The organism is Cohnella pontilimi (assembly GCF_005049045.1).
Taxonomy (GTDB): domain Bacteria; phylum Bacillota; class Bacilli; order Paenibacillales; family Paenibacillaceae; genus Cohnella; species Cohnella pontilimi.
This window is the reverse complement of record NZ_SUPK01000004.1, coordinates 84,952-106,807: the sequence shown is the minus strand read 5'-3', so window position 1 is coordinate 106,807 and position 21,856 is coordinate 84,952. Positions and strand designations below refer to the sequence as shown.

The 21,856-nt window shown below is 54.5% G+C and carries 20 protein-coding genes and 2 riboswitches; of the genes, 9 read left to right on the top strand and 11 right to left on the bottom strand.

What is annotated here, in order from left to right:
* Positions 1-151: 151 nt before the first annotated feature.
* From E5161_RS09360 to E5161_RS21290, 3 genes are read left to right on the top strand one after another with little or no spacing between them, the layout of a single operon-like run.
* A complete protein-coding gene (locus E5161_RS09360) occupies positions 152-1,903 on the top strand; it encodes an ABC transporter ATP-binding protein (RefSeq protein WP_136777463.1) in 1,752 nt (583 codons plus the stop codon).
* Complete coding sequence (locus E5161_RS09355) at positions 1,890-3,653, top strand: ABC transporter ATP-binding protein (RefSeq protein WP_246042163.1); 1,764 nt, start codon at positions 1,890-1,892, stop codon at positions 3,651-3,653. Before E5161_RS09360 ends, E5161_RS09355 begins: the two co-directional genes overlap by 14 nt.
* On the top strand, positions 3,650-3,784 hold the full coding sequence (locus E5161_RS21290; protein ID WP_281279869.1) for a hypothetical protein: 135 nt from the start codon (positions 3,650-3,652) through the stop codon (positions 3,782-3,784). Before E5161_RS09355 ends, E5161_RS21290 begins: the two co-directional genes overlap by 4 nt.
* 23 nt (positions 3,785-3,807) lie before the next feature.
* Here the strand turns inward: E5161_RS21290 and E5161_RS21115 are convergent, their stop codons facing one another.
* From E5161_RS21115 to E5161_RS09325, 8 genes are all read right to left on the bottom strand, one after another.
* Positions 3,808-3,921 carry a putative holin-like toxin gene (locus E5161_RS21115; protein ID WP_246042162.1) on the bottom strand — a complete coding sequence of 38 codons (114 nt, stop codon included), beginning with the start codon at positions 3,919-3,921 and terminating at the stop codon, positions 3,808-3,810.
* A gap of 290 nt (positions 3,922-4,211) precedes the next feature.
* Positions 4,212-4,325 (bottom strand): putative holin-like toxin, encoded by a 114-nt coding sequence (locus E5161_RS21110; protein ID WP_246042161.1) that lies wholly within the window; start codon positions 4,323-4,325, stop codon positions 4,212-4,214.
* A gap of 133 nt (positions 4,326-4,458) precedes the next feature.
* On the bottom strand, positions 4,459-4,875 hold the full coding sequence (locus E5161_RS09350; RefSeq protein ID WP_136777461.1) for a DUF6220 domain-containing protein: 417 nt from the start codon (positions 4,873-4,875) through the stop codon (positions 4,459-4,461).
* 34 nt (positions 4,876-4,909) lie between these two features.
* The gene (locus E5161_RS09345; RefSeq protein ID WP_136777460.1) at positions 4,910-5,362 is read right to left on the bottom strand and encodes a hypothetical protein; all 453 of its coding nucleotides are present in this window, start codon (positions 5,360-5,362) and stop codon (positions 4,910-4,912) included.
* Positions 5,363-5,392: 30 nt separating this feature from the next.
* Positions 5,393-6,085 carry a response regulator transcription factor gene (locus E5161_RS09340; protein WP_136777459.1) on the bottom strand — a complete coding sequence of 231 codons (693 nt, stop codon included), beginning with the start codon at positions 6,083-6,085 and terminating at the stop codon, positions 5,393-5,395.
* Positions 6,082-7,476: a sensor histidine kinase gene (locus E5161_RS09335; protein ID WP_136777458.1), complete on the bottom strand. Its 1,395-nt coding sequence runs from the start codon at positions 7,474-7,476 to the stop codon at positions 6,082-6,084. The genes E5161_RS09340 and E5161_RS09335 overlap by 4 nt, the downstream gene beginning before the upstream one ends.
* Positions 7,477-7,846: 370 nt before the next feature.
* Positions 7,847-9,100: a 2-oxoglutarate dehydrogenase complex dihydrolipoyllysine-residue succinyltransferase gene (odhB, locus tag E5161_RS09330; RefSeq protein WP_136777457.1), complete on the bottom strand. Its 1,254-nt coding sequence runs from the start codon at positions 9,098-9,100 to the stop codon at positions 7,847-7,849.
* Positions 9,101-9,105: 5 nt separating this feature from the next.
* On the bottom strand, positions 9,106-12,000 hold the full coding sequence (locus E5161_RS09325; protein WP_136777456.1) for a 2-oxoglutarate dehydrogenase E1 component: 2,895 nt from the start codon (positions 11,998-12,000) through the stop codon (positions 9,106-9,108).
* Positions 12,001-12,257: 257 nt separating this feature from the next.
* A riboswitch (cyclic di-GMP riboswitch) is annotated at positions 12,258-12,340 on the top strand.
* A 48-nt stretch (positions 12,341-12,388) separates the two neighbouring features.
* On the opposite strand from E5161_RS09325, the gene E5161_RS09320 reads away from it, so the two are divergent.
* On the top strand, positions 12,389-13,114 hold the full coding sequence (locus E5161_RS09320; RefSeq protein ID WP_136777455.1) for a hypothetical protein: 726 nt from the start codon (positions 12,389-12,391) through the stop codon (positions 13,112-13,114).
* 81 nt (positions 13,115-13,195) lie between these two features.
* On the opposite strand, the gene E5161_RS09315 is transcribed toward E5161_RS09320, so the two are convergent.
* From E5161_RS09315 to E5161_RS09305, 3 genes are read right to left on the bottom strand one after another with little or no spacing between them, the layout of a single operon-like run.
* Positions 13,196-14,761 carry a DUF3369 domain-containing protein gene (locus E5161_RS09315; protein ID WP_136777454.1) on the bottom strand — a complete coding sequence of 522 codons (1,566 nt, stop codon included), beginning with the start codon at positions 14,759-14,761 and terminating at the stop codon, positions 13,196-13,198.
* A gap of 4 nt (positions 14,762-14,765) precedes the next feature.
* Positions 14,766-16,268 carry a sensor histidine kinase gene (locus E5161_RS09310; RefSeq protein WP_136777453.1) on the bottom strand — a complete coding sequence of 501 codons (1,503 nt, stop codon included), beginning with the start codon at positions 16,266-16,268 and terminating at the stop codon, positions 14,766-14,768.
* A gap of 23 nt (positions 16,269-16,291) precedes the next feature.
* Positions 16,292-16,675 (bottom strand): hypothetical protein, encoded by a 384-nt coding sequence (locus tag E5161_RS09305; protein ID WP_136777452.1) that lies wholly within the window; start codon positions 16,673-16,675, stop codon positions 16,292-16,294.
* 187 nt (positions 16,676-16,862) lie between these two features.
* Between E5161_RS09305 and E5161_RS09300 the strand changes: the two genes are divergently transcribed.
* From E5161_RS09300 to E5161_RS09280, 5 genes are all read left to right on the top strand, one after another.
* Complete coding sequence (locus E5161_RS09300; RefSeq protein WP_136777451.1) at positions 16,863-17,396, top strand: hypothetical protein; 534 nt, start codon at positions 16,863-16,865, stop codon at positions 17,394-17,396.
* A 58-nt stretch (positions 17,397-17,454) separates the two neighbouring features.
* Positions 17,455-17,537, top strand: a riboswitch (cyclic di-GMP riboswitch).
* 47 nt (positions 17,538-17,584) lie between these two features.
* Complete coding sequence (locus E5161_RS09295; protein WP_136777450.1) at positions 17,585-18,385, top strand: hypothetical protein; 801 nt, start codon at positions 17,585-17,587, stop codon at positions 18,383-18,385.
* Between the two features lie 402 nt (positions 18,386-18,787).
* Entirely contained in the window at positions 18,788-19,891 is a 1,104-nt protein-coding gene (locus E5161_RS09290; RefSeq protein ID WP_136777449.1) for a citrate synthase/methylcitrate synthase, read from the top strand.
* Between the two features lie 90 nt (positions 19,892-19,981).
* The gene (lplT, locus tag E5161_RS09285; RefSeq protein ID WP_136777448.1) at positions 19,982-21,190 is read left to right on the top strand and encodes a lysophospholipid transporter LplT; all 1,209 of its coding nucleotides are present in this window, start codon (positions 19,982-19,984) and stop codon (positions 21,188-21,190) included.
* Between the two features lie 27 nt (positions 21,191-21,217).
* Positions 21,218-21,760 (top strand): GNAT family N-acetyltransferase, encoded by a 543-nt coding sequence (locus E5161_RS09280; protein ID WP_246042183.1) that lies wholly within the window; start codon positions 21,218-21,220, stop codon positions 21,758-21,760.
* Positions 21,761-21,856 lie beyond the last annotated feature (96 nt).

Here is a 21,856-nt window from a genome sequence, read left to right as displayed (position 1 = left end):
ATTGGGGACTGCACCGCAAAGATTTGCGTTCATCGCGCAACCGCGCCGTTTTTGTTTGGCTGGCTATCAAATCGTTTACTTGTTAGGCGTAGCGAAAAGTTTTAATATGGGTGGCAAAGGCGGGGAATACGGTTTTAGGAAGTGATGGTTCGTGAAGGCGCAGCAAATATTGAGAGATTATCTCACCAGCAAGTGGTATTTCTATTTGACTGCCATCCTCTTCATCGTAGCCGCGAATATTATCAATTCTTTCTTTCCGAGACTGCTCGGGCGTTTCACCGATCAATTGGATCAAGGGCAAATGACCCAGCCGGTGATTGTGGAGTACAGCTTGCTGCTGCTCGCGGTGGGTGTCTCTTTCGCCGTGCTCGGCGGTATCGGGCAATATATCGTCGTCAGATTGGGCAGGCTTTTCGAATTTGTTACACGCAGGAAACTGTTCGGCCATTTCACGACGCTAAGCGAGCAGTTTTATTCGAAAAACGGCGTGGGCAAGCTCCTCAGCTATGTCATGAACGACGTAACCGCGGTTCGCGAGTCGATCGCGATGGGCGTGAATCAAACGACGAACGCGACCATCACGATTCTGTCCGCCATGACGATGATGCTGCTGAGCTCGATTCCGCTGTATCTCATTGGGGCCTGCGTGCTGCCGCTCGCGGCTATTCCATGGATTGTGACCGGCATCGGACCCGTCGTTCGCAAACGTTCCTTAACCGTCCAGGACTCTCTGGGGAAAATGACCGAGGCGGCGGAGGAGCAATTCGGCGGAATTCGCGTGACGAAAAAGTTTGCGGTCGAGCCGATTATGATGCGGCGCTTTGGAGCTGCGGTGGACCAAATTCGCGATAACCAGCTCCATCTGGTGCGCGTATCGTCCCTGTTCCAAGCGTCGATTCCTTTTCTCGGCGCTTTGTCGCTGGTGGTGACGGTGGCCTTCGGCGGCTATTTAACGATTCATGACCGGATCACGCTCGGCAATTTCGTCGCGCTAACGTTATATGTCCGCATGATGGTGAACCCGCTCCAACAAATCGGCAACGTCATCAACACGATGCAGCGCTCGCGCGCTTCGCTGGAACGCATCAATGAACTGCTGGCGGTGAAGCCGGACATACAAGAAGTAGAATCGTCCGGGTCCATCGATTTGCGTCACGCCGCCATCCACATCCGCAATTTGTCCTTTTCTTATCCGGATTCAGACCGATACGCACTGCATAATATCAATTTGAAGATCGAACCCGGCAAAACAGTAGGAATCGCAGGTAAAACGGGAAGCGGCAAAACGACGCTCATGAAGCTGCTGCTCCGAGTTTACGATGCTCCCCGGGGAACGATCCGGTTTGGAGAAGTGGACATCCGAGATTTGTCGCTGGAAAGCTTGCGCAGCCAGATCAGTTACGTTCCGCAGGACGGCTTTCTGTTCAGCACGACGATCCGGGATAATATTGCGTTTTATCACCGGGACACGGCTTTTGATCGGGTAGAGGACGCCGCTCGAAAGGCGCAGATCTATTCGAATATTACGGAGTTTCCGGAACAGTTCGAGACGAAGCTGGGGGAACGCGGCATTACGCTGTCGGGAGGGCAGAGGCAAAGAACGAGTCTCGCCCGCGGCATCATCAAGGATTCGCCGATCATGATTTTGGACGACAGCGTCAGTGCGGTGGATTCCATAACGGAGAAGAAGATCATCAACATGATCCGGTCGGAGCGAAGGAATCGGACGACTTTGATTATCGCGCACCGTGTCAGCGCATTGAAGCATGCGGACGAAATCGTCGTGTTGGACGAAGGGCGAATTGTGGAGCGCGGAACGCACCACGAGCTGCTGGCGCACCAAGGCATCTACGCCACCCTTCATGCCATTCAAGAGGAGGGGAATTCCGATGCAGCCCTCTAAGTCGACGTTCGGCTTTTTATTTTCCTATATGAGACCGTACAGGGTCACCTTTCTTCTGTTTATCTGCTGCACCTTGCTGGCCATTGCCGCGGATCTGCTGCAGCCTTATTTGGTCAAGATCGCGATTGATAACAATTTGTTGATCGGCACGAACGATTACCGCCAGCTGCTGATCATTTGCTCGATATATTTCGGTTTGTCCATATCCAGCTTCCTGTTTACCTATCTGCAAAATAATTTGCTGCAAAAAGCGGGACAAAGCATCGTTGCCCGTATTCGCAAAGATTTGTTCGAGCATATTACGAAGCTGTCGATGTCGTTTTTCGACCGGATGCCGAGCGGCAGCCTGATTACTCACGTATCCAGCGACACGGAAACGCTGAATCAATTTTTTACGCAAGTGCTGTTAAGCGTGGTACGCGACGGGATGACCTTGATTTTCATCATTGTCATGATGTTCCAACTGGACGTCACGCTGGCGCTGTATTGTTTGATTTTGCTGCCGGTGATTGCTTTGATCGCGATTGCGTTTCGAACCTATATGCGGAAGACTTATCAAGCCTCAAGGACCGCGTATTCCCGTTTGATCGCCTTCGTGGCAGAAAATTTGGCGGGCATGAACCTGATCCAGGCGTTTCACCAGGAGAAAGAGCAGCAAAACCAGTTCACGGATCGCAACCAGACGTATTTTCGCGCCAATCTGCAAGAAATCCGGACCAACGTCGTGTTTAACCGTACCTTCGACATGCTGGGCAGTTTATCCGTCGCTTTCGTGGTGTGGCTGGGCGGGGAAGCGGTGTTCCACCAATCGATCGAGTTCGGGGTACTTTACGCTTTTATAACGTATATTCGTCAGTTTTTTCAGCCGATCAGCACGATTACCCAGCAATGGAACACGCTGCAGTCGACCTCGGTTTCCGTCAGCCGGATCTGGAATATTTTCTCCGTTCCGCCGGAAGTGAAGGACGCCGCCGTCGTGCGTGACCTGGATTTGAAGCAGGTGAAAGGCCGGATCGATTTCGACCATATCCGGTTCGGCTATCGGGAAGGAAGCCCGGTCATTCACGATCTCGACCTGCACATTCGGCCGGGAGAGATGATCGGGATCGTCGGTACGACCGGGGCGGGGAAGAGCTCGCTAATTAGCCTGCTGTGCCGGTTCTACGATGTGAACGAGGGGAGCATCACGATTGATGGCGTGGATATTCGCGAGATTCCGCAGCGTCAGCTTCACCGGATTGTCGGGCTTGTCCAGCAGGAGCCGTTTCTGTATTCGGGCAGCATCGTCGATAATATTCGGATGTTCGATGAATCGATTTCCCGAGAAGAAGTCATTCGGGCCAGCCGGCTGGTTGGTGCGGACGAAATCGTCCGGCGCATGAAGCATGGGTACGACACCCTGCTGTCGGAGAGAGGAAGCGGGCTGTCGGCCGGAGAGCGGCAGCTGATTTCGTTTGCCAGAATCATCGTGTTCCAGCCGAAGGTATTGATTCTCGATGAAGCGACAGCCAACTTGGACTCGTATACCGAGCAGTTGATTCAGAAAGCGCTGAATGTCGTGTCCGAGCAGAGAACGACGCTGGTCATTGCGCACCGACTGTCTACGATATTAGAAGCGGATCGCATCATTGTGATGCGCGGCGGCAGGATCGTGGAAGAAGGAAGCCACCGGCAGTTGCTGGAACTGCACGGGTACTATGAGCAGTTCTATTTGCACTCGCTGGGCAAAATGGAGGCGGGGGCGGGGTGAACACTCATATCGCGGTTGCACACATTTTTACGCAGTATTATAATAAAAATAAAGAAGGAGCCGGCGGCAACCGGCTCCTCAGGCACATAGCCGCTGCGAAGGCGGTCGGCTTGGGTTTGGTCAAGAAATAGACCGGTACCTTGTTGGGGGCGGTCTATTTCTTTTTGTTTTGGATAAGTGCCGTGACGATGGATATGACAAGCGTCAGCAACGCAATTACCAGTGTGCCGAAGCTAATCATTAACGTCAAAGCATCCTTAACCTCCACAGGCATCACCTCCCTTCCGGGAGATTAGCCGACCGCCCTTGCGAGCCTTTCTATGTGCCTATATTCATTATACATTCCGAGAACGTGTGTTTGTATCTTTCGATATACCTATCATTTCTTACAAACCCGGCAGTTTACTTAAAGCGCGCGGTTGCACAGATCTTCACGCAGCATTATAATAATAACAAAGAGGAGCCGGCGGCAACCGGCTCCATAGGTACAAAGACCGCTTCAAAGGCGGTCGGCAAGATAGGGTCCATGGGATAGACCGAACCTTGGGTGGGGGCGGTCTATTTCTTTTTATTTTGGATAAGTGCCAAGACGATCGTTACGATGAACGACAGCAGCGTAATCACTGCGCTTACGGAGCTGATCATCAGCGTCAAAGCATCCTTAACCTGCACGGCATCACCTCCCCTCCGGGAGACTAGCCGACCGCCCTTGCCAGCCATCTTGTGTACCTGACCAAATTATAACATGCACGAACACATGTTCGCATTCTAAAATCGAAAAATGATGCTAAAGGCTTAGCGCCTCCTATAAAGTGAAAGTAGAAGGGATGTCCTTCTCCCGAAGAAGCAGCCATGACCACGATCGCTTGGCCAAATGCATCGAGATCGCAAACAAGGCCAGAGCATCCACGACGTGAATAGCCCGGAGATCTCCGGAAAACTGTTGGATGGTGATATGCTGCAACGCCGTAATGCCGAACATGACGAGAGGCAGCCACCGAAGGCTTCCGCGGATGCGCCCAAAGAATGTCAGTACAAACATGATGACCGATGCGAACTCAAAGTAATTGGCAAACACGCGATGCAGCTGCATACCGTTCGGATCCGCGAGAATCCCCAGACCCGCGAAGAAAACTTGCAATATGACGCAAACCAAGTAACCTGTGGCCAGCAGTCCGTACAGAAAGCGGACGAACCGGATACGGCCGATGTTTTTTTCCATGTTGTTTTCTCCTCTCCATTGCCCAAAATGAAATTTAATTTTTCCGCTGCCTCTGTCCCCAAGGTTTGAAAACCGAAATCACGAAGAGAGAAGCGAGCGTTAAAATTTGCACGACAATTCCGCTCCACAGCTGCCAAGAACTTCCCGCTTTGAGCGTCCAGAAATACATGCCGAACGGCCCTAAGCCGATCGCAACGATCGCTAACGCTTCTTTGGCGATAATCCAGTAAAATCGGAACAGCCCCCACCGGGTGAGTACGGAAAGCAATACTCCGGTGACCACGGCGCCGATGGTCGAAGCCCGGACAGACGTTCTGGCCAGCACATGCATGCTTGCATAGGTGGCCTTAAGCGCTTCGGCATCGTGAACCGCAGCCGCGGTCAGGCTTAAAATCAAAAATGCGACGGCGTTACCCAACATAATGGCGGAAAAGAGTAGATGAAGCGTGAGCAGCCACTTGCGTGGGGCAACGCTGATTTTCTCCACAAATTTCACCTCCCCCATCCGGCACTATACCTACAAATTGAACCGGTATCCTACGCCCCATATAGTTTCGATATATTGAGGTTTGGACGGGTCCGCCTCAATTTTCTCCCGAAGCTTGCTGATATACACGGTTACCGAGGCATTGTCGCTGATCGCGTCGAGCCCCCAAATTTTCTCGTACAATTCGTTCTTGCTGAAAACCCGGTCAGGATGGGAGGCCAAAAACAGAAGAAGGTCATACTCTTTGGACGTGCAGGGTATTTCTTTACCGTGAACAAACACCTTCCGGGAATTTTTATCGATGACAATCCCGCGAATTCGGATTTCGTCGTTGTGCTTAAGCCGGTTATCGGTGATCAACCGGTCGTAACGGGCAAGGTGCGCTTTGACCCTCGCGACCAGTTCTCCCACGCTGAACGGTTTGGTGATATAGTCGTCGGCGCCGAGTCCTAGTCCTCGTATTTTGTCGATGTCTTCCTTGCGGGCGGACACCATCAGAATCGGGATGTTTTTCACCCGGCGGACCTGTCTGCAAATCTCAAATCCGTCCGTTGTGGGCAGCATGAGATCGAGGATGATCAGATCGTAATGATGCTCCAGCGCCTTGTGCAGACCCGCATCGCCGCTTTTCGCGATATCCACTTCAAAACCTCCGGCCTCCAAAAAGTCCTTCTGAACTTCCAAGATGACAGGATCGTCCTCGATAATCAAAATTCGTTTCAAGTTTGCTCACCGCCATTTTTGCTTCTGGGCAATGTAAAATAAATGCCGGTGCCTTCTCCGGGAACGCTCTCCGCCCACACTTTGCCGCCTTGGCCCTCCACCAATTGTTTGACGATCGCAAGACCAAGGCCGCTGCCGCCGGTCTTCGCGTTTCTCGAAGGATCCGCGCGGTAGAAGCGGTCGAAAATGAGCGGGAGCACCGCGGCTTCGATGCCCGATCCGTTGTCCCGAATGCCCACCGTTGCTTCATTTTGATCGTCTCTAAGCTCCACCCGGATTTCCGGATGCGGTTTGTCCATATATTTTAAACTGTTGTCGATAATGTTCATGATGACCCTGCGCAGCTTCTCTCGGTCGGCGACGACATAAAGGGATTCACCGGATCGGGAGAAGTTCACCGTAACTCCAGCCAACAGCGGATCAAGCTGCAATTCCTCCAGGCAGTCGCGCAAGTAAGCGGCCAGGTCGACACGCTCAAGATCGAATGGAAGCCGGTTCAAGTCCAATTTGGAAAATAACAAGAGTTCATCGATGAGGCGGTTCATTTCGTCCGTTTTTTTTTCGATCATCTCCATGTATTTCTCGCGCATCGGACCGGACTCCGCAATGCCTTCCTGAATACCCTCCAGACAAGCTTTGATCCCGCTGATCGGGGTTTTCAGGTCGTGGGAGATGTTGGAGATCAGCTCTTTGCGGTTCTCCTCGTATTGCAGCTGCAGTCTGATCGATTCGTTCAAACGGACCCGCATCTGTTCGAAGGCCCCGCCGAGCTCCCCGATCTCGTCCTTACGTTTGAGCGCGACTTCGTGGCTGAGGTCGCCGTCTTTAATTTGTTCTGCGGCGTATTTCAGAGCATACAGCGGTTTGATGATACTGCGGGAAACCAAATAGGTTAACACCCCATTGGTCAGCGCGATCACGGTAAGCAAGGACAGCAGAAGAAGCGGGAAGAAGGTATGCTCACCGCCGGACCAAGGATTTCCCGCCGTCATCATGAGCAAAGTGCCTCGGCTGCCGTCGCCGAATGTGAAATCGTATTTCGCGGTGGAATGTTCTGTAGAAGGTGAAGGCGCGTTGGACATTGTGTGGATGACGTTTCCGTTTTTTTCGACAACCATGCGGGTTTTCAGCCGGTTCATGCGCTCGCCCATTTTGTCAAGGAACACGGGGTCGGATAACCGGTCCGGCTCGGTTTGCGCGATGAACTTCATTCCGGTGAAAAGCTCTTGCTGCTCGCTGGACATTTGCTGGAAGAACGGGGGACCGTTGCGCCCGCCGGGCGTATCTTTCAAAAATACGGAAGCCAGCGCTGCGGCAATCATCGCGAACAAGATGACCGGGATGAAGGTCATGGCGATATAGGAAAGCAATAATCTTGATTTGATGGACATGGACGATTCTCCTCCTGTCCTTCATCGTAACCTCCATCTCTATATGGAGTCTTAATGAAATCTAAAAAAAGTATAAAAAAGCCGGGCAGGAGAGAACCTGCCCGGCGGCCGCTTCTGCAACTGTATTTTGCCAAATTAAAGAGGTCGCATGGGCATGAAAGCGGCTATAACTTCATTTTGCCAAACTACAGAGGATTTCCGACGACTGGACCCCAGAAACCGGCTCTCCAATTTGGCAAAATGAAACTGTGGAGAATCTCGGAGGGAATTTGCCGCTGTAATTTGGCGAAATAGAGTTACAGACTCTCGGTTACGCTTTTCAATAAGTTGGCCGGGCAGGGGAGAACCCCGCCCGGCCAACTTATTACGTTTAACCTTCCAACAGCAGCGTTTCCGGATCCTCGAGCATTTCTTTGATGCGCATCAGGAATTGTACCGCTTCGGCGCCGTCGACGATGCGGTGGTCGTAGGACAGGGCGATGTACATCATCGGCCGGTTGGCCATCCGCTCCTGATCGATGGCAACCGGGCGCATCTGGATTTTGTGCATGCCGAGAATGCCCACTTGCGGCGCGTTCAGAATCGGGGTGGAGAGGAGCGAGCCGAACACGCCGCCGTTCGTGATCGTGAACGTGCCGCCCTGCAGATCGGATAGATCGAGCGTGTTGCTGCGGGCTTTCTTCGCAAGCTCGCCGATCTTCCGCTCGATATCTGCGAAGCCGAGACGGTCGGCGTCGCGGACGACGGGCACGACGAGTCCTTCTTTGGCAGCAACGGCGATGCCGATGTCGTAGTATTGCTTGACGATGATGTCTTCACCGTCAATCTCGGCGTTTAGCAGTGGGAATTGCTTCAGTGCGCCGACTACTGCTTTGGTGAAGAAGGACATGAAGCCGAGGCCAACCTCATGCTTTTCCTGGAACGATTGCTTGCGTCGCTTGCGGACATCCAGGATGGCCGTCATATCGACCTCGTTAAATGTGGTCAGCATCGCCGCGTTATGCTGCGCTTCGACGAGCCGTCTGGCAATCGTCAGGCGGCGACGGGACATGCGCTTGCGCTCCTGCGGTTTGCCGGGGGCGACGGCGTCCGGCTGCTGCATTTGCGGCTTGGCGGCAGGAGCAGGTGCAGGGGCAGCCGGCCGGTTGCCGGCGTTCTGCACGTCGGCCGCGGAGACGCGTCCCATCGGATCGCGCGCAGGCACGCTGCTGAGGTCGATGCCCTTCTCGCGGGCCAGCTTCCTCGCTGCCGGCGTTGCCGTCAGCTCCGCAGCGTCGCCTCCCGCGGGCTGCGCAGCAGGCGCACTCGCCGCCGGCGCGCTAGGCACCACCGGAGCCGCAGGAGCAGCTTCGGCCGCCGGCTGAGCCTTCGGCGCAGCGCCTTGCGCTCCTCCGGCTCCAAGGACGCCGACGACCTCGCCGATCTGCACCGTATCGCCTTCCTGCCGGACAATTCGCTCGACGACGCCGTCCTGCTCCGCGCTGATTTCCAGATTCACTTTATCCGTCTCGAGCTCCAGCAGCACATCCCCCTGATGGACCGCGTCTCCTTCCTTGACGGCCCACTTGGAAATCGTGCCTTCCGTGATCGATTCGCCCATCGCCGGTACTTTGATTTCGAACATCGACGTTACCTCCCCGTTGTCTGCGCCAAACGCTTACTATAGGTCAATGCGTGCGAAAGGAGCATCTGCTGCTCGAAGCTGTGAACCTGCTGGAACCCGCTGGCCGGGCTCGAGCGCTCGGGACGCCCGATATAGCTGACGGTCACGCCTGCCGGCGCCAATGCCCATACATGGGGCTCCATGTAGCTCCAAGCGCCCATATTTTTCGGCTCCTCTTGCACCCAGCAAATCTCTTTGAGCTTGGGCATCCGCTCCACTATCGCCCGAATATCTTCCGCCGGAAAAGGGTACAGCTGCTCCACCCGGACGACGTGCAGCCAATCGCGCCGCTCCTTGACTTCATCGGCCGGCTTCTCCAGCGCTTCCGCCAGGTCGATCGCAACCTTGCCGCTGCACAGGACGAGCCGTTCCACCAGCTCGGGCGAATCGCCAGTCCCGGGATTCTCCAGCACCGGCCGGAACGATCCCGAGCTGAACTCCGCCGCGGGAGAAGCGACGCGCGGGTTGCGGATCAGACTCTTCGGCGCCATAAGCACGAGCGGCCGCGCTTCGTCGGTCCCGCACAACGCGGCCTGACGACGGAGCAGATGAAAGTATTGCGCGGCGCAAGAAAGGTAAGCGACCGTCCAGTTCTCTTCGGCGCTCAGTTGCAAGAACCGCTCGAGCCGCGCGCTCGAATGCTCCGGCCCTTGGCCTTCATAGCCGTGCGGGAGCAGCATGGTCAAGCTGGATCTCTGCGACCATTTGGACCGTCCCGCGGAGATGAACTGGTCGATCAGCACCTGCGCGGCGTTAGCGAAGTCGCCGAACTGCGCCTCCCAAATCACCATCGTCTCCGGAGCATACACGTTGTACCCGTATTCGAAGCCAAGTACGCCCGCTTCGGACAGCGGACTGTTATGGATGGCGAACGAGGCCTTGGCATCCGGCAGCCCGTGAAGCGGGCAATAGGCGGCGCCCGTCTCGATATCGTGCAGCACCAGATTGCGGTGGGCGAACGTCGCGCGTTCCGCATCCTGGCCGCTCAGCCGGATCGGCCGTCCGTCCGCGAGAATGGTCGCGAACGCTAAAGTCTCCGCATGCGCCCAGTCCACTTTTTCGCCGTCGTTCAAGGCGTCCGCCCGACGCTCCAAAATCCGCTGAAGCTTCGGATACACATGGAAACCTTCCGGCCGCTTCAGCAAATCCGCGTTGATCCGGCGCAGCGTCTCGACAGGAACGCCGGTTTCGGCTTTAACCGGGCTTTCCGGAGGGGTCTGCTGCACTTTGGCCGGCTGATGGACCGGATCCTCGTAATCCTTTTGCTTGATCTCCTCGTAGGCTTCCTTGAGGCGGTCCAGCGCCTCCTGTCGCATTTGCTCGACTTCGTCGGCGCCAAGCACGCCCTCGCGAACCAGCTTGTCCGCATACAGCACGCTTACGCTCGGCGCAGCTTTCACTTTCCGGTAAATCAGCGGCTGCGTCGTCTCCGGATCGTCGGTCTCATTGTGGCCATGACGCCGGTACCCGACCAAATCGATCAAAAAATCTTTATGGAACAGCGTCCGATACTCCGCTGCGAGACGTGCGGCTTTAATGCAGGCTTCCGGGTCGTTCGCGTTGACGTGAACGATCGGAATCTCGAAGCCTTTGGCCAAATCACTGGCATAGTGCGTCGAGCGGGAATCGTGGCTTTCGGTGGTGAAGCCGATCTTGTTGTTCGCGATCACATGAATCGTTCCGCCGTTCGAGTAGCCGCGCAAATTGTTGAAATTGAGCGTCTCCGCCACGATACCTTCTCCCGGAAATGCGGCGTCGCCGTGAATCACGATGGCCGCCGCCTTCTCTTCCCGCTGCGAGGGGTACCCCGGCGCGCTCCGATCCTCCTGCGCCGCACGGGTAAACCCGCCGACCACCGGGTTGACGAACTCCAGATGGCTCGGATTGTTGGCCAGCGTGAGTCGGGTTTCGGCCGTCTGCCCGGACGGAATGGAGCGGTTGGCGCCCAGATGGTATTTCACGTCCCCGGTCCATCCGTAGTTGATGCCGATCGAGCCTTCCGACGGGATCAGGTTTTTGTTCGGCGAATGATGAAATTCCGAAAAAATATTGCCGTACGGCTTGCCCAGCACATGGGCAAGCACGTTCAAGCGTCCGCGGTGGGCCATGCCCATGAGAATGTGCCGCGCTCCGTCATTGGTCAGCTCATGGATAATCTCGTCCATGAGCGCCGGCAGCACATCGAGTCCTTCCGACGAAAACCGTTTCTGTCCGACGAACGTTCGATGCAGAAAGTCCTCGAACTGCTCCGAAGCGATGAGCTTCTTCAACAGCCCTTTGCGCTGGTCCGAACCGGGCGAGGAAGAGGGGAGCTCCGCTTCAGCTTGACGGTTCAGCCATTTCCGTTCTTTCTCGTCCTGTACGTGGTTGAACTCGTAGGCGAGCGTTCCCGTATAAGCGGCCATCAGCTTCTCGATCGCCTGCCAGCCGTTCTGCAGCGGGTAAGGCGCGTCTTCCCACACCCATTCCGCCGGCAACGCCGCAAGATCGCGCTTGGTCAAGCCGTACGATTCCGGCTCGAGCATCCGGGCTTCCGCCCGCGGCCCGATTTCCAGCGGATCGATATCGGCGGCCAAATGGCCGTAAGAGCGAATGTTCCAGACAAGCTTGCCCGCCGCGATCGCTTGCTTGAGCAGACGGGCGTCCACCGACGGGCCGGCCGGCCGTTCAGCCGTGACGGCAGGCGGAGCCGCATCCGCATCGATCTCCGGCGCTCCCCAGCGCTCGAACCATTCGCGATACTTGGGGTTCACCGCCTCCGGATTTTCCGCGTAAATTTCATATTGCTGCTGGATGTAGCCGAGGTTCGGGCCGGCAAACTGCCTCCACAGCTCCCGGCTGTTTCGTTGTTCGTTTGGCATTGTGCATCCCTCGATTATCATCGTCTTCGAATCCCGACAGGGATCTTCTGTATTTCGATACCCATTTTTCCCTCTCGGTAAAAGGGCGGAGGCGTGATCGTCATCCCCGGTTAAAGTCGTTTTCTATATATTGGTTCCCATTCGTCCCGCATTCTATCGGCCGATATCCGTTTTCTTCCTTTAAATTTTCCGCTATTTACAAATCTAGTTCCAATATATTACTATAGACTCATTACGATAGTCTTATGATAAAGCACGACTGATAACGGCAAACCCGTCGAAAGGCGGGGACGCAAAGCCTCAGGTCTAAGGCGAGAGCTAAGACGGCTGGGTTGCCAAAGGGTGTTTTTTTCTATGCAATTTTTCATTCCATAGGAGGAAATCCAACATGAACAAATGGCTTAAAACCGGATTCATCGCACTTACGCTTGTCCTCGCAGTATCGACCGCAACCGCGGCTGTTTCACCTTCCATATCTGTAGCCGCGGCGAAAAAATCGGCCCCGGCCCGCAAAATGGACGCCGGCGTATTTAAGAAGAAGCTGGCCGAGTTGGCGAAGACGAGCAACGCAGTCAAAAAAGATCAAAACTATCTTTACGGGTTGCTCACGCAGCACATTGAGATTTTGACAGGACAAATCGGGGAAATTTTCGGGGATCCGACGGCAGCCGGTGCTACGGAAGACGAAATGTACACATTCTTCACCGACACGCTCGTGAAGTTGTCCGATCAGGATGCGAGCGTGCAGGAATATTTCCTTCAGGACGAGCTGGATCAGTTATCTTCCCTCGCCGACAGGTGGATCGCTTCCGCGAAGCAGGCGGACAAACTGACCGCTTCCTACGACAAACTGACCACCACCTATAACAGCTACGTGAAAGACAAAAAATATCAGGAAGCCTTGAACGTGCGTTCGCAGCAAATCAGCCTGGATAAGAAAATCAACGAGGTTCTGAAATCCATACTGTCCGTAGACAGCGATATTTACTCCGTTTTCGACGATGTGTTGAGCGCGCAGAGCGACGTCGAATCGGGCAGCGACTATTCCGACAGCGGCGATTCATACGACGGCAGATACACCGACAATTCCGTCTACCACGACGTATACAGATAAGCTGCTCCCAGCAATCAGCAACGAGCATCCAGCAAAAGCAAACGTCCCGTTCACCCCAACGTGGGGCAACGGGACGTTTTTTCATACCGGTTGATTCGGATCGGCGTACTGTTCCTTGATTTTCATAATGTCCGGCAAAATTTCGAAAAACATATCCACCAGCCCGGGATCGAAATGCCCGCCGCGTTCCTTCTGGAAGTAAGAGAGAATCTCCTCGTTCGTCCAAGGCCGCTTGTACACCCGCTCGCTGCCCAGTGCGTCGAACACGTCGGCAAGTGCCACGATGCGGCCGTACAGATGAATGTTTTCGCCGGCCAAGCCGTTCGGGTACCCCGTACCGTTGTATTTCTCGTGATGCTGATGGGCGATGATAGCGGCGGTTTGGATCATTTTGCTCTTCGTGTGGTTCAGCATGGTGTAGCCATAAATTGCGTGTTCTTTCATCACTTCGAACTCTTCAGTCGTCAGCTTGCCCGGCTTGTTCATGATTTCGTCGGGAATCGCGACTTTGCCCACGTCGTGCATGGAGGAGGCCAGCCGGATCAGCTCGGCTTCTTCTTCCGGCAGCCCGTATTTAAGCGCCAGCAGCTTCGAATATTCCGCCACGCGTTTGACGTGAAAGCCCGTTTCCCGGGATCGTGTTTCCGCAATTTCGCCCAAGGTGAAAATAATCTCCCGCTGCGTATTTTCGACTTCCTCGTTCAAGTACAAATTCTCGAAAGCTACCGATACATTGGAAGTATAAATTTCAATCAAGTACCGGTTCCACTCGTTCAACTTCTTGGACCCTTCGAAGTAAATCACATTTTCGCTGCCCGTCTTGCTTTGGAAGTAACAAGTGAAATGATCGTCATAAAACCCCCCTTTTTTGTCCCGAAACGTATTTTCGATGCTTCTCAGCACATGATGCGGAATGAGGTCGCGGATCTCTTCGCAGTCATCGCACGCATAATCGCCGGTGGCCGCGAGAATATAAATGTCCTCTTGGCCCTTGGCTACGGCAAAGCTGTTACAGTGCAGCGCGTTCCTATTCAGATTCAAAATGGAGGTGAGCTGCTGGAGCACGCCGGATGCGAACTTCTTGAGCGACTTGAGCTCGAACAGGTCCGCCGACGACTTGATGATCTTTTCCAGCCCGATTTTGTTGTTTTCGATCACCATGATGTCCCGGTAAGAACGTAAAGCCGTCATGACGGTCGTAAAAAGCTTCTGCGTGGTCAGCTCGGTTTTTTCTTTGTAATCGTTGATGTCGTAGTTGCTGATGACCATCCGTTCCGGCGCCTGTCCCGGCTGTCCCGTACGGAGAATGATCCGGACCGATTGAAATTTCAGCTGCTCGCGAATGTATTTGACGATTTTCAGGCCGCTGTCGTCCTGATCCATCACCACATCGAGCAAAATGATGGCCGTATCCGGATGGTCCGCGATCGTGCGCATCGCCTCGGCTTCGGTGTAGGCGCTCAGAAACTCGAGACGTTTGCCGTCGAATTCGAAATCGTTCAAAACCATGCGCGTCAGCTGATGAACCTCTTGTTCATCGTCCACGATAATGACTTTCCATTTATCGTTGTGCGTGGCCGACGAGTGCGATGCCGCCTGTTCTTCGTCGGCAAATGTCAGGAATTCGTCCTGTTGGTCGTTAGGCATGCTGTCATCCCTCATTCAGTGGAATTTGGATATAAAAGGTGGTGCCGGTGCCGACTTTGCTCTCGCATCGTATCGTACCGCCGAGTGACTGGGTCACGAGGTTGTACACGATGTGCATGCCCAGCCCGGTTCCTCCTCCGCCGCGGTTGGTCGTGAAGAAAGGATGAAAGATTTGCTCGACCACTTCTTCGGGCATTCCTTTACCGTCATCGGAATATTGAATGATCAGTTCCTGATCGTCTTGAATGACGTCGATCGAGATATGCCCTTCGTCATCCGGGCCGTAGGCGTGAATGAGCGAGTTCATGATCAAATTCGTAATCATTTGCGAGATCGCTCCGGGATCGCTCAGCACCTCGATGCCTTCATTGCCCCGCACCGTCACGTGATGCTTCGTTTTCTTCAGGTTCGGCTGCAGGCTGATCAGGACATCTTTGATGTACTCTTTCATGTTGAATCTTCGTTTCGTGTCGACCGACCGGTCCACGGCTACCTGCTTGAAGCTGCGGATCAGCTCAGAGGCGCGGTGCAGATTGGCCTGGATCATGCCCGTCGTTTCGCGCACCGTGTTCAGGTATTCTTCCAGATCCGATTTTTTCATCCTATTTTCCCGGTAGAGTGTCTGAAACTGCTTCGATTTCTCTTCCATGAAGGAAGCCGCGGTAACGCCGATTCCGATCGGTGTATTGATTTCGTGAGAAACGCCCGCGACAAGATTACCGAGCGCGACCATTTTCTCGGATTCGACCAGCTGCTTCATGGCGAGCTGCAACTCGAGATAACGGCTTTCCAGGTCGTGCACCATTTCGTTAAAGGCTGAGGCCACGATGTTGATCTCCTGGCTGGCATTTAAGGAGATATCTTTATAAGCCGCCCCTTGCTTGACGGATAGTGCCGCGTTCCTCAATTTCATGAGCGGCCGGATCAGCCGCCCGCGGATGATGAAGTAAAGCACCACCAAGAGCAAAATCGTGATGGAAGAGCTCATGAGGATGATGATCCGAATCCGATTCTGGACGAGCGCAGCGCTTTCGGAAGTGTCGAGCACAAGCTCGATCGCTCCCATCGTCATTCCGTCTTCCTTCAAAGGGGACATGAGCAGATCTTTGTTCAATCCGTCATTGTCCGCGGGCAAATGCGTAAGCCTTGTCTTTTTGAGGGAAGCGAGCGTGCTTTGGATGTGCATCGGGGTCGGCTTTTTGATTTTGGTCCGGTCCGTCGACGCAGTGATTTCGTCTTTTCCGTATAATGTCAGCTGAAGCACTTTCGGATTTTTAAATTGGATATAATCGAAAATTTGCTGAACGTCCTTCGGGTTATGCGATTCCTCGTATCTCCCGTTGATCGCCGTGGTCATGCCGTCCAGCTGGCTCATGTACGTTTCTTCTACCGATTTCTGCAGGCTGTAGGAATCGAACCAGACGACCGCGCCCATCATGAGGATCGTGACCAGGCTGACCGAGAGCAGGATTCGGGTTTGAAGTTTGAGTTTGAGATTACGCAGCACGACGGGTCTCCTCTAAAGAATCGTTATTTGACCTCGAACTCGTACGTCTTCGTGACGTCGTACGGCGTATGGTCATTGTTGTGAAGAGATACCTTGAGGCTGTGGTGGCCGGTCGGTACGTTGGGGATTACATGCTCCGGTGCTTTCACGCCCATTTTTTCTCCGCCGTCCAAATACATATGAATGTGGCCCTCGCCGTCTTGGCGGGCTTGTCCATAATGATTCTTCGAAATGGTCATATCGGTGGTGACGGTTACCTTCACGTCATGACCGTTCACTTCCACTTTTGCGTCCAATGAGGGCTTGTGGGATTGATGTGCCTCGGCTGCATTCGAGCCATCGGTTTTTCCATTGCCGCATGCGGCCAATAATAAACAACAGAATAACAGCACGGATAGCTTTTTCACTCGATACACCCCTACATTTTTATCTGATACGATACCTATGAACAGGAAATATTCTACAGACACACGGCAAATTCCTGCCGATTCCCTCGAAGTTTGTCGATGTTTTCGGGACTGGGGTCTTGAGAATAGGTCGAAGGAACGACGAAACAATCGTCATGATCATGGAAGTGAAGAGAGGAGACGCACGATGTTCGATCCTACCGTGTTTGACAACTTGAAGGTCGGTTTTGAGAATCATCTATACGATTTGGATAATCTCGCCGGGCAAATCCGGATCACCGGCCGGACCGACCGGCTGGAGCTGTCGGTTATGGGAAGAGAGTTCGCCGTTTTGTTCGCGTTGACGGGCAACGATGGGATACAAGCCGAAATTCGTCTGGTAGCTCCGCTAAAAGAGCTGGCGGCGGAAATTTTGGAAATACCGGGCAAGACGCCGGGCTGCGAGCTGAGTGTTCGCTTTTTGCTGGAGGTGGAAGATCCCGCATCGCAATGCGAGCAGATCCGGCAGGTGGTGGAGAGGATCTGGCAGCCGGACATTCCGCCCGTGCAGACTTTGAGCTTCGTATACGGGACGGAGCCGGCCGTTTATCGTAATACGGTGGAGATTCGCTTCGCGCGTCAAATCGATGAGGAGCAAATGGGGGATATTCCGGAGCTGGTCCGGCATGTTCTGCTGACGCTAACCGAGCTAGGTCCAATGACTCAAAATCGACAAGGTTGATTTACAAATGTTGCCTGGGTGAATTACCATAGGGGTGTCGAAAAGGTGCGAAAAGCACTGCTGATAAAGGCAAACCCGCCGAAAGGCGGGGACGCAAAGCCACGGGTCTAAGGCGTACGCTACGACGGCCGGGTTGCCAAAGGGTGTTTTTTTGCTGCCTTTTATTTTGTTTCGGGAGGATGCGTGAGATGAAGAAAATCGTGAAGGCGAGCTTGATCGCACTGTCGGCAGTCCTCGCGACATCGGCGGTCGCGGCGGTTTCGGCACCGCATGCCGTATCTGCGAAAAAGAAAAAGCCGGTTAAGAAAATAGATGAGGCACAATTCAAGAAGCTAAGCGCGGCGTTGGACAAAGCGAACGCCGAGTTCACGAAACAGCAGGCTTCTCTGGTTAAGAAACTGACACAGAGCCGGATCCAATTGCTGAAGCAGCTGCAAGACGCCTTGGCTCAGGCCCAGAAGCCGGCCCCAGCGGAAGCCGCGGCGCCCGCTCCGACAGAACCGACGGCTCCTGTGCCTACGACAGCGCCTACGGGCGGAACGACGACGGATCCGGCAGCCACAACCTCTCCATACAAGGCTGACGCGGCGCTCGTGGCGCTTTTGGAGAAGCTGGCGGATGAGGATGAAAGCTTTAGCGGGTTGTTCCCTGGCAAGCAATTGGACAAGGCCTCCTCGCAGGCCGAGCGTTGGCTCGCCACCGACAAGCAGCTCGACAAATCGGCAGCAACGGCCGCTAAGCTCAAGACCGGCTTTGATGAAGCGGTGAAGGCCAAAAACTATTCGGAAGCTTTGAAGATCCAGACGCAGCAAGTGGAACTGACCAAACAAGTGAACAAATCACTCGGCTCCATGCTCACGTCCGAGCATCTCCTGTCCGTCTCCGTGCAGCAAGCGGTCTCTCCCGACAATGAAGAGGATGACGACGAGAAGGGTGAGCACGAGAACAGGGACCGGATAGAACACAAGCACGGCCATGACGACGAATAGGCAGCTTTCACGCGAAATACCCCCGCAAAGGATGCGGGGGTATTTTTGTTTGGGCTCATCCAGCGCCCAACGTACCGGTGTGCATGTTAAGCGTGTACCATCGGCTTAACCGCCGCGCAAAGAAGCCTGGTGCTGGCGTTAAGCGGGTACCATCGGCTTAACCGCCGCTCAACGGACCCCGGTGCTGCCGTTAAGCGGGTACCATCGGCTTAACCGCCGTGCAAAGAAGCCTGGTGCCGCCGATAAGCGGGTGCCAACGGCTTAACTGCCGCGAACCTGCCCAATGTCGGCCAATGTGCTCAATAAACAAAACTTTTCACTCATAAAAAATATTATAAATTTACAATATCATCCACTCCCGTTATCCTTTTCTTAATATCTAAGGAGCGAGGAGATTACGAAATGCCGAAAGTGACGGGATTAGAAGGTGTTGTGGCGGCTGAGACGGAAATCGGCCATGTGGACGGAGAACGCGGACATTTGATTTACAGAGGATATTGGGCCAAAGATTTGGCGGTGAATCACAGCTTCGAGGAAACTGCTTATCTGCTGTGGTACGGGGCTCTGCCGGATGCGCGCCAACTGGCGGCACTTGAAGAAAGAATGCGCGCCGCGCGGGCGCTTCCGGAAGCTTTGCGACGTGTACTTGATGCCTTGCCGGCCGAGCTGCCGATGATGGGCGTTCTCCAGGCTTCCGTGGCCACACTGTCGGGGATCGCCTCCGCGGGTTGGCCGCCCTCGGCGGCGCAAGCGGAGTTCTTGACCGCGCTGCTGCCGACCGTGATCGCCTATCGGTATCGCAGATTGCGAGGCCTTCCGCCCGTAGAACCGGATCCGAGCTTAGATCATGCTGCGAATTATTTATATATGTTGACCGGCGAAATGCCGAATTCGGATCATGCCAAAGCGCTGACAGCGTATCTGATCCTTGGCATGGAGCATGGAATGAATGCGTCCACGTTTGCCGGCCGGGTCACGCTCTCTACACAGTCGGATTTGTTCACGGCCGTGAGTGCGGCGATCGGCACGATGAGCGGGCCGCTGCATGGAGGGGCTCCTTCGGAAGTCATCGCCATGCTGGAGGAAATCGGCACCGAGGAGAACGCTGAGCCCTGGCTGCGCTGCAAGCTGGAAAACGGCGGACGCCTCATGGGCTTCGGCCATCGCATATATAAAACGAAAGATCCGAGAGCGGAAGCGCTGCGGATCGTGACGGAGCGGCTGACGGGCCGTGACCACGCCTTCGAATTCGCGCTGCATGTGGAAAAGACGGCGATCCGCCTGTTGGAAGAATACAAGCCGGGCCGCCGTCTGTACACGAATGTGGAGTTTTTTGCTGCAGCGATCATGACGGCGATCGAGCTGCCCGCGGAATTGTTCACGCCGACCTTCACGGCGGCGCGAACGGTGGGCTGGACCGCCCACATGCTCGAGCAATCCGCCCACAACCGCATTTTCCGGCCATTATCCGTATACACGGGGCCGATGCCGGCGATCGGTGACTGAACTTCTTTTCGACGATATCGGGCGACCGATGTATACTGAAGACTGGATCGGAAAGCCGCGATACGCGATAGAAGGGTGCAGAAGAATAACATGTCTCAAGGCAGCAAGTGGATTTCACCGATTAACGCGGTCGTGCTTACGCAGTTCTTAAGCTCGTTTGCAGATAATTTGAATTTTTTCTTGATCGTCGGTTTGGTCAACCGTCAGGGCGTCGAACATCCGAGCGGGGTGGTCACGTATATCCAGATCGCATTCCTGCTCGCTTATGTCGTTCTGGCGCCGGTCGTAGGGGCTTTCGCGGATAAAAAATCGAAATCCCGTGTGCTGATGATCGGCAACTTGATCAAGGGAGCGGGAATTGCCCTCTTGCTGTTCGGGCTGCCGCCTGCGCTGTGTTATTTGTTCGTAGGCGTCGGAGCCGTTGTGTATTCACCTGCGAAATACGGCATCCTCGCAGAGTTAACTTCCAACGAGAGCGAGCTGCTGAGCGCCAATGCCAAAATCGAAGGCACGACGATATTGGCCATCCTGCTGGGTACGGTTGCGGGAGGCATCCTGGCGCAAAATTCAGATTTGCCGGCGATTTTGTGCTGTCTCGGTGTGTATTTACTGTCGCTGTTACTCACCTTCGCCGTTCCGGTTCGGGGCGGGGATGCGACTCTTCGGTATGGCGAATCTGCAAAAAGGTTTTTGTTGGACGTGCGCGCGTTGTTTCGCATCCGCCGTGCGAGATTTTCGCTGATCGGCACGAGCGCGTTCTGGCTCACCGCATCGGTTCTGCGGATTGCGCTGGTGGACTGGCTGCCGGCGAATTTCGGCATTTCGGATACGCAGCAGCAATCGATGATCATTGGCGTCACCGCGATCGGAGTCGTGTTAAGCGCGGCGCTGACACCGCGTCTTGTGCCAGAGGGCAAATTGTACAACGCGTTTTACTACGGATTTTTCATGGTGGTATGCGTAATGGCCGCGACTTTGACGCACAGTGTGTGGGTCATGGTCGGATTGTTATTTTGCGTAGGGGTGCTCGGCGGCATCTTCCTGATTCCGCTCAACACGATGCTGCAGGAAGAGGGCAAAGAAGTGATCGGCTCAGGCAAAACAATTGCAGTGCAGAACCTGGTGGAAAATTCGCTGACCGTCATGGGATTGACCGTGTACTTGGCCATGACGGAGCTGCGGGTGTCGGTCAACCTGTCGGTGATCGGAATCGGCGTCATTTTGCTGCTTTTCATTCTTTATCTCGCCACGCAAGTCGGGCGCGTGAAAGCTGTGTCCGAGGCGACGAATCGGGGATAACGGATATTGGAGGGTTTGGTCATGTGGGTGAGGGAAGGCCGGCTCGTATGCCTCCGCTGGCTCGAGGAACGGGATGCCGAGGCTAGTCTGGCTTTGCTGCTCCGGAATCGGGCGTTCTTTCAAACGTATACTCCATTACGCAGCGAATCGTTTTACACATTGGAAGGCCAGCTGGAACAAATACGCAATGCACGCGATAAAAAGGAAGTGGACGAAGGGTACTTGTTCGGTATTTTCGAAAAAGACACGGAGGAGCTGGTCGGCAACTTGGTGTTGTCGGAGGTGCTCCGCGGACCGCTGCAGAGCTGCTATATCGGCTATTATCTTGATGAAGCGTGCAACGGCAAAGGATATATGACGGAGGCGGTGAAGCTGGCGGTCGATTATGCGTTCCGCGTGCTGAAGCTGCACCGGCTGGAAGCCGGCGTCATGCCGAATAACGCGCGTTCCATGCGTGTGCTCGAGAAGGTGGGCTTCCACAAAGAAGGTGTCGCACGCCAAAACGTCAAAATCAACGGAGTCTGGGAAGACCACCAGGTTCTCGCCATTGTGAACGAAGAAGAAGTCTGACGGGAAACTCGCCCGCCAGACTTCTTTTTTGTCGGTATCCCTTCCGCTCAGGAGAGTGTGTGGCGCTTCATAAACTGAAAAATTCGTACGAACCTC

Coding starts and splice junctions, on each gene's coding strand:
- E5161_RS09355 (WP_246042163.1), top strand. CDS start 1,890: ATGCAGCCCTCTAAGTCGACGTTCGGCTTTTTATTTTCCTATATGAGA.
- E5161_RS09350 (WP_136777461.1), bottom strand. CDS start 4,875: ATGGAAAAAAACATCGGCCGTATCCGGTTCGTCCGCTTTCTGTACGGA.
- E5161_RS09335 (WP_136777458.1), bottom strand. CDS start 7,476: ATGTCCATCAAATCAAGATTATTGCTTTCCTATATCGCCATGACCTTC.
- odhB (WP_136777457.1), bottom strand. CDS start 9,100: ATGTTCGAAATCAAAGTACCGGCGATGGGCGAATCGATCACGGAAGGC.
- E5161_RS09325 (WP_136777456.1), bottom strand. CDS start 12,000: ATGCCAAACGAACAACGAAACAGCCGGGAGCTGTGGAGGCAGTTTGCC.
- E5161_RS09320 (WP_136777455.1), top strand. CDS start 12,389: ATGAACAAATGGCTTAAAACCGGATTCATCGCACTTACGCTTGTCCTC.
- E5161_RS09315 (WP_136777454.1), bottom strand. CDS start 14,761: ATGCCTAACGACCAACAGGACGAATTCCTGACATTTGCCGACGAAGAA.
- E5161_RS09300 (WP_136777451.1), top strand. CDS start 16,863: ATGTTCGATCCTACCGTGTTTGACAACTTGAAGGTCGGTTTTGAGAAT.
- E5161_RS09295 (WP_136777450.1), top strand. CDS start 17,585: ATGAAGAAAATCGTGAAGGCGAGCTTGATCGCACTGTCGGCAGTCCTC.
- E5161_RS09290 (WP_136777449.1), top strand. CDS start 18,788: ATGCCGAAAGTGACGGGATTAGAAGGTGTTGTGGCGGCTGAGACGGAA.
- lplT (WP_136777448.1), top strand. CDS start 19,982: ATGTCTCAAGGCAGCAAGTGGATTTCACCGATTAACGCGGTCGTGCTT.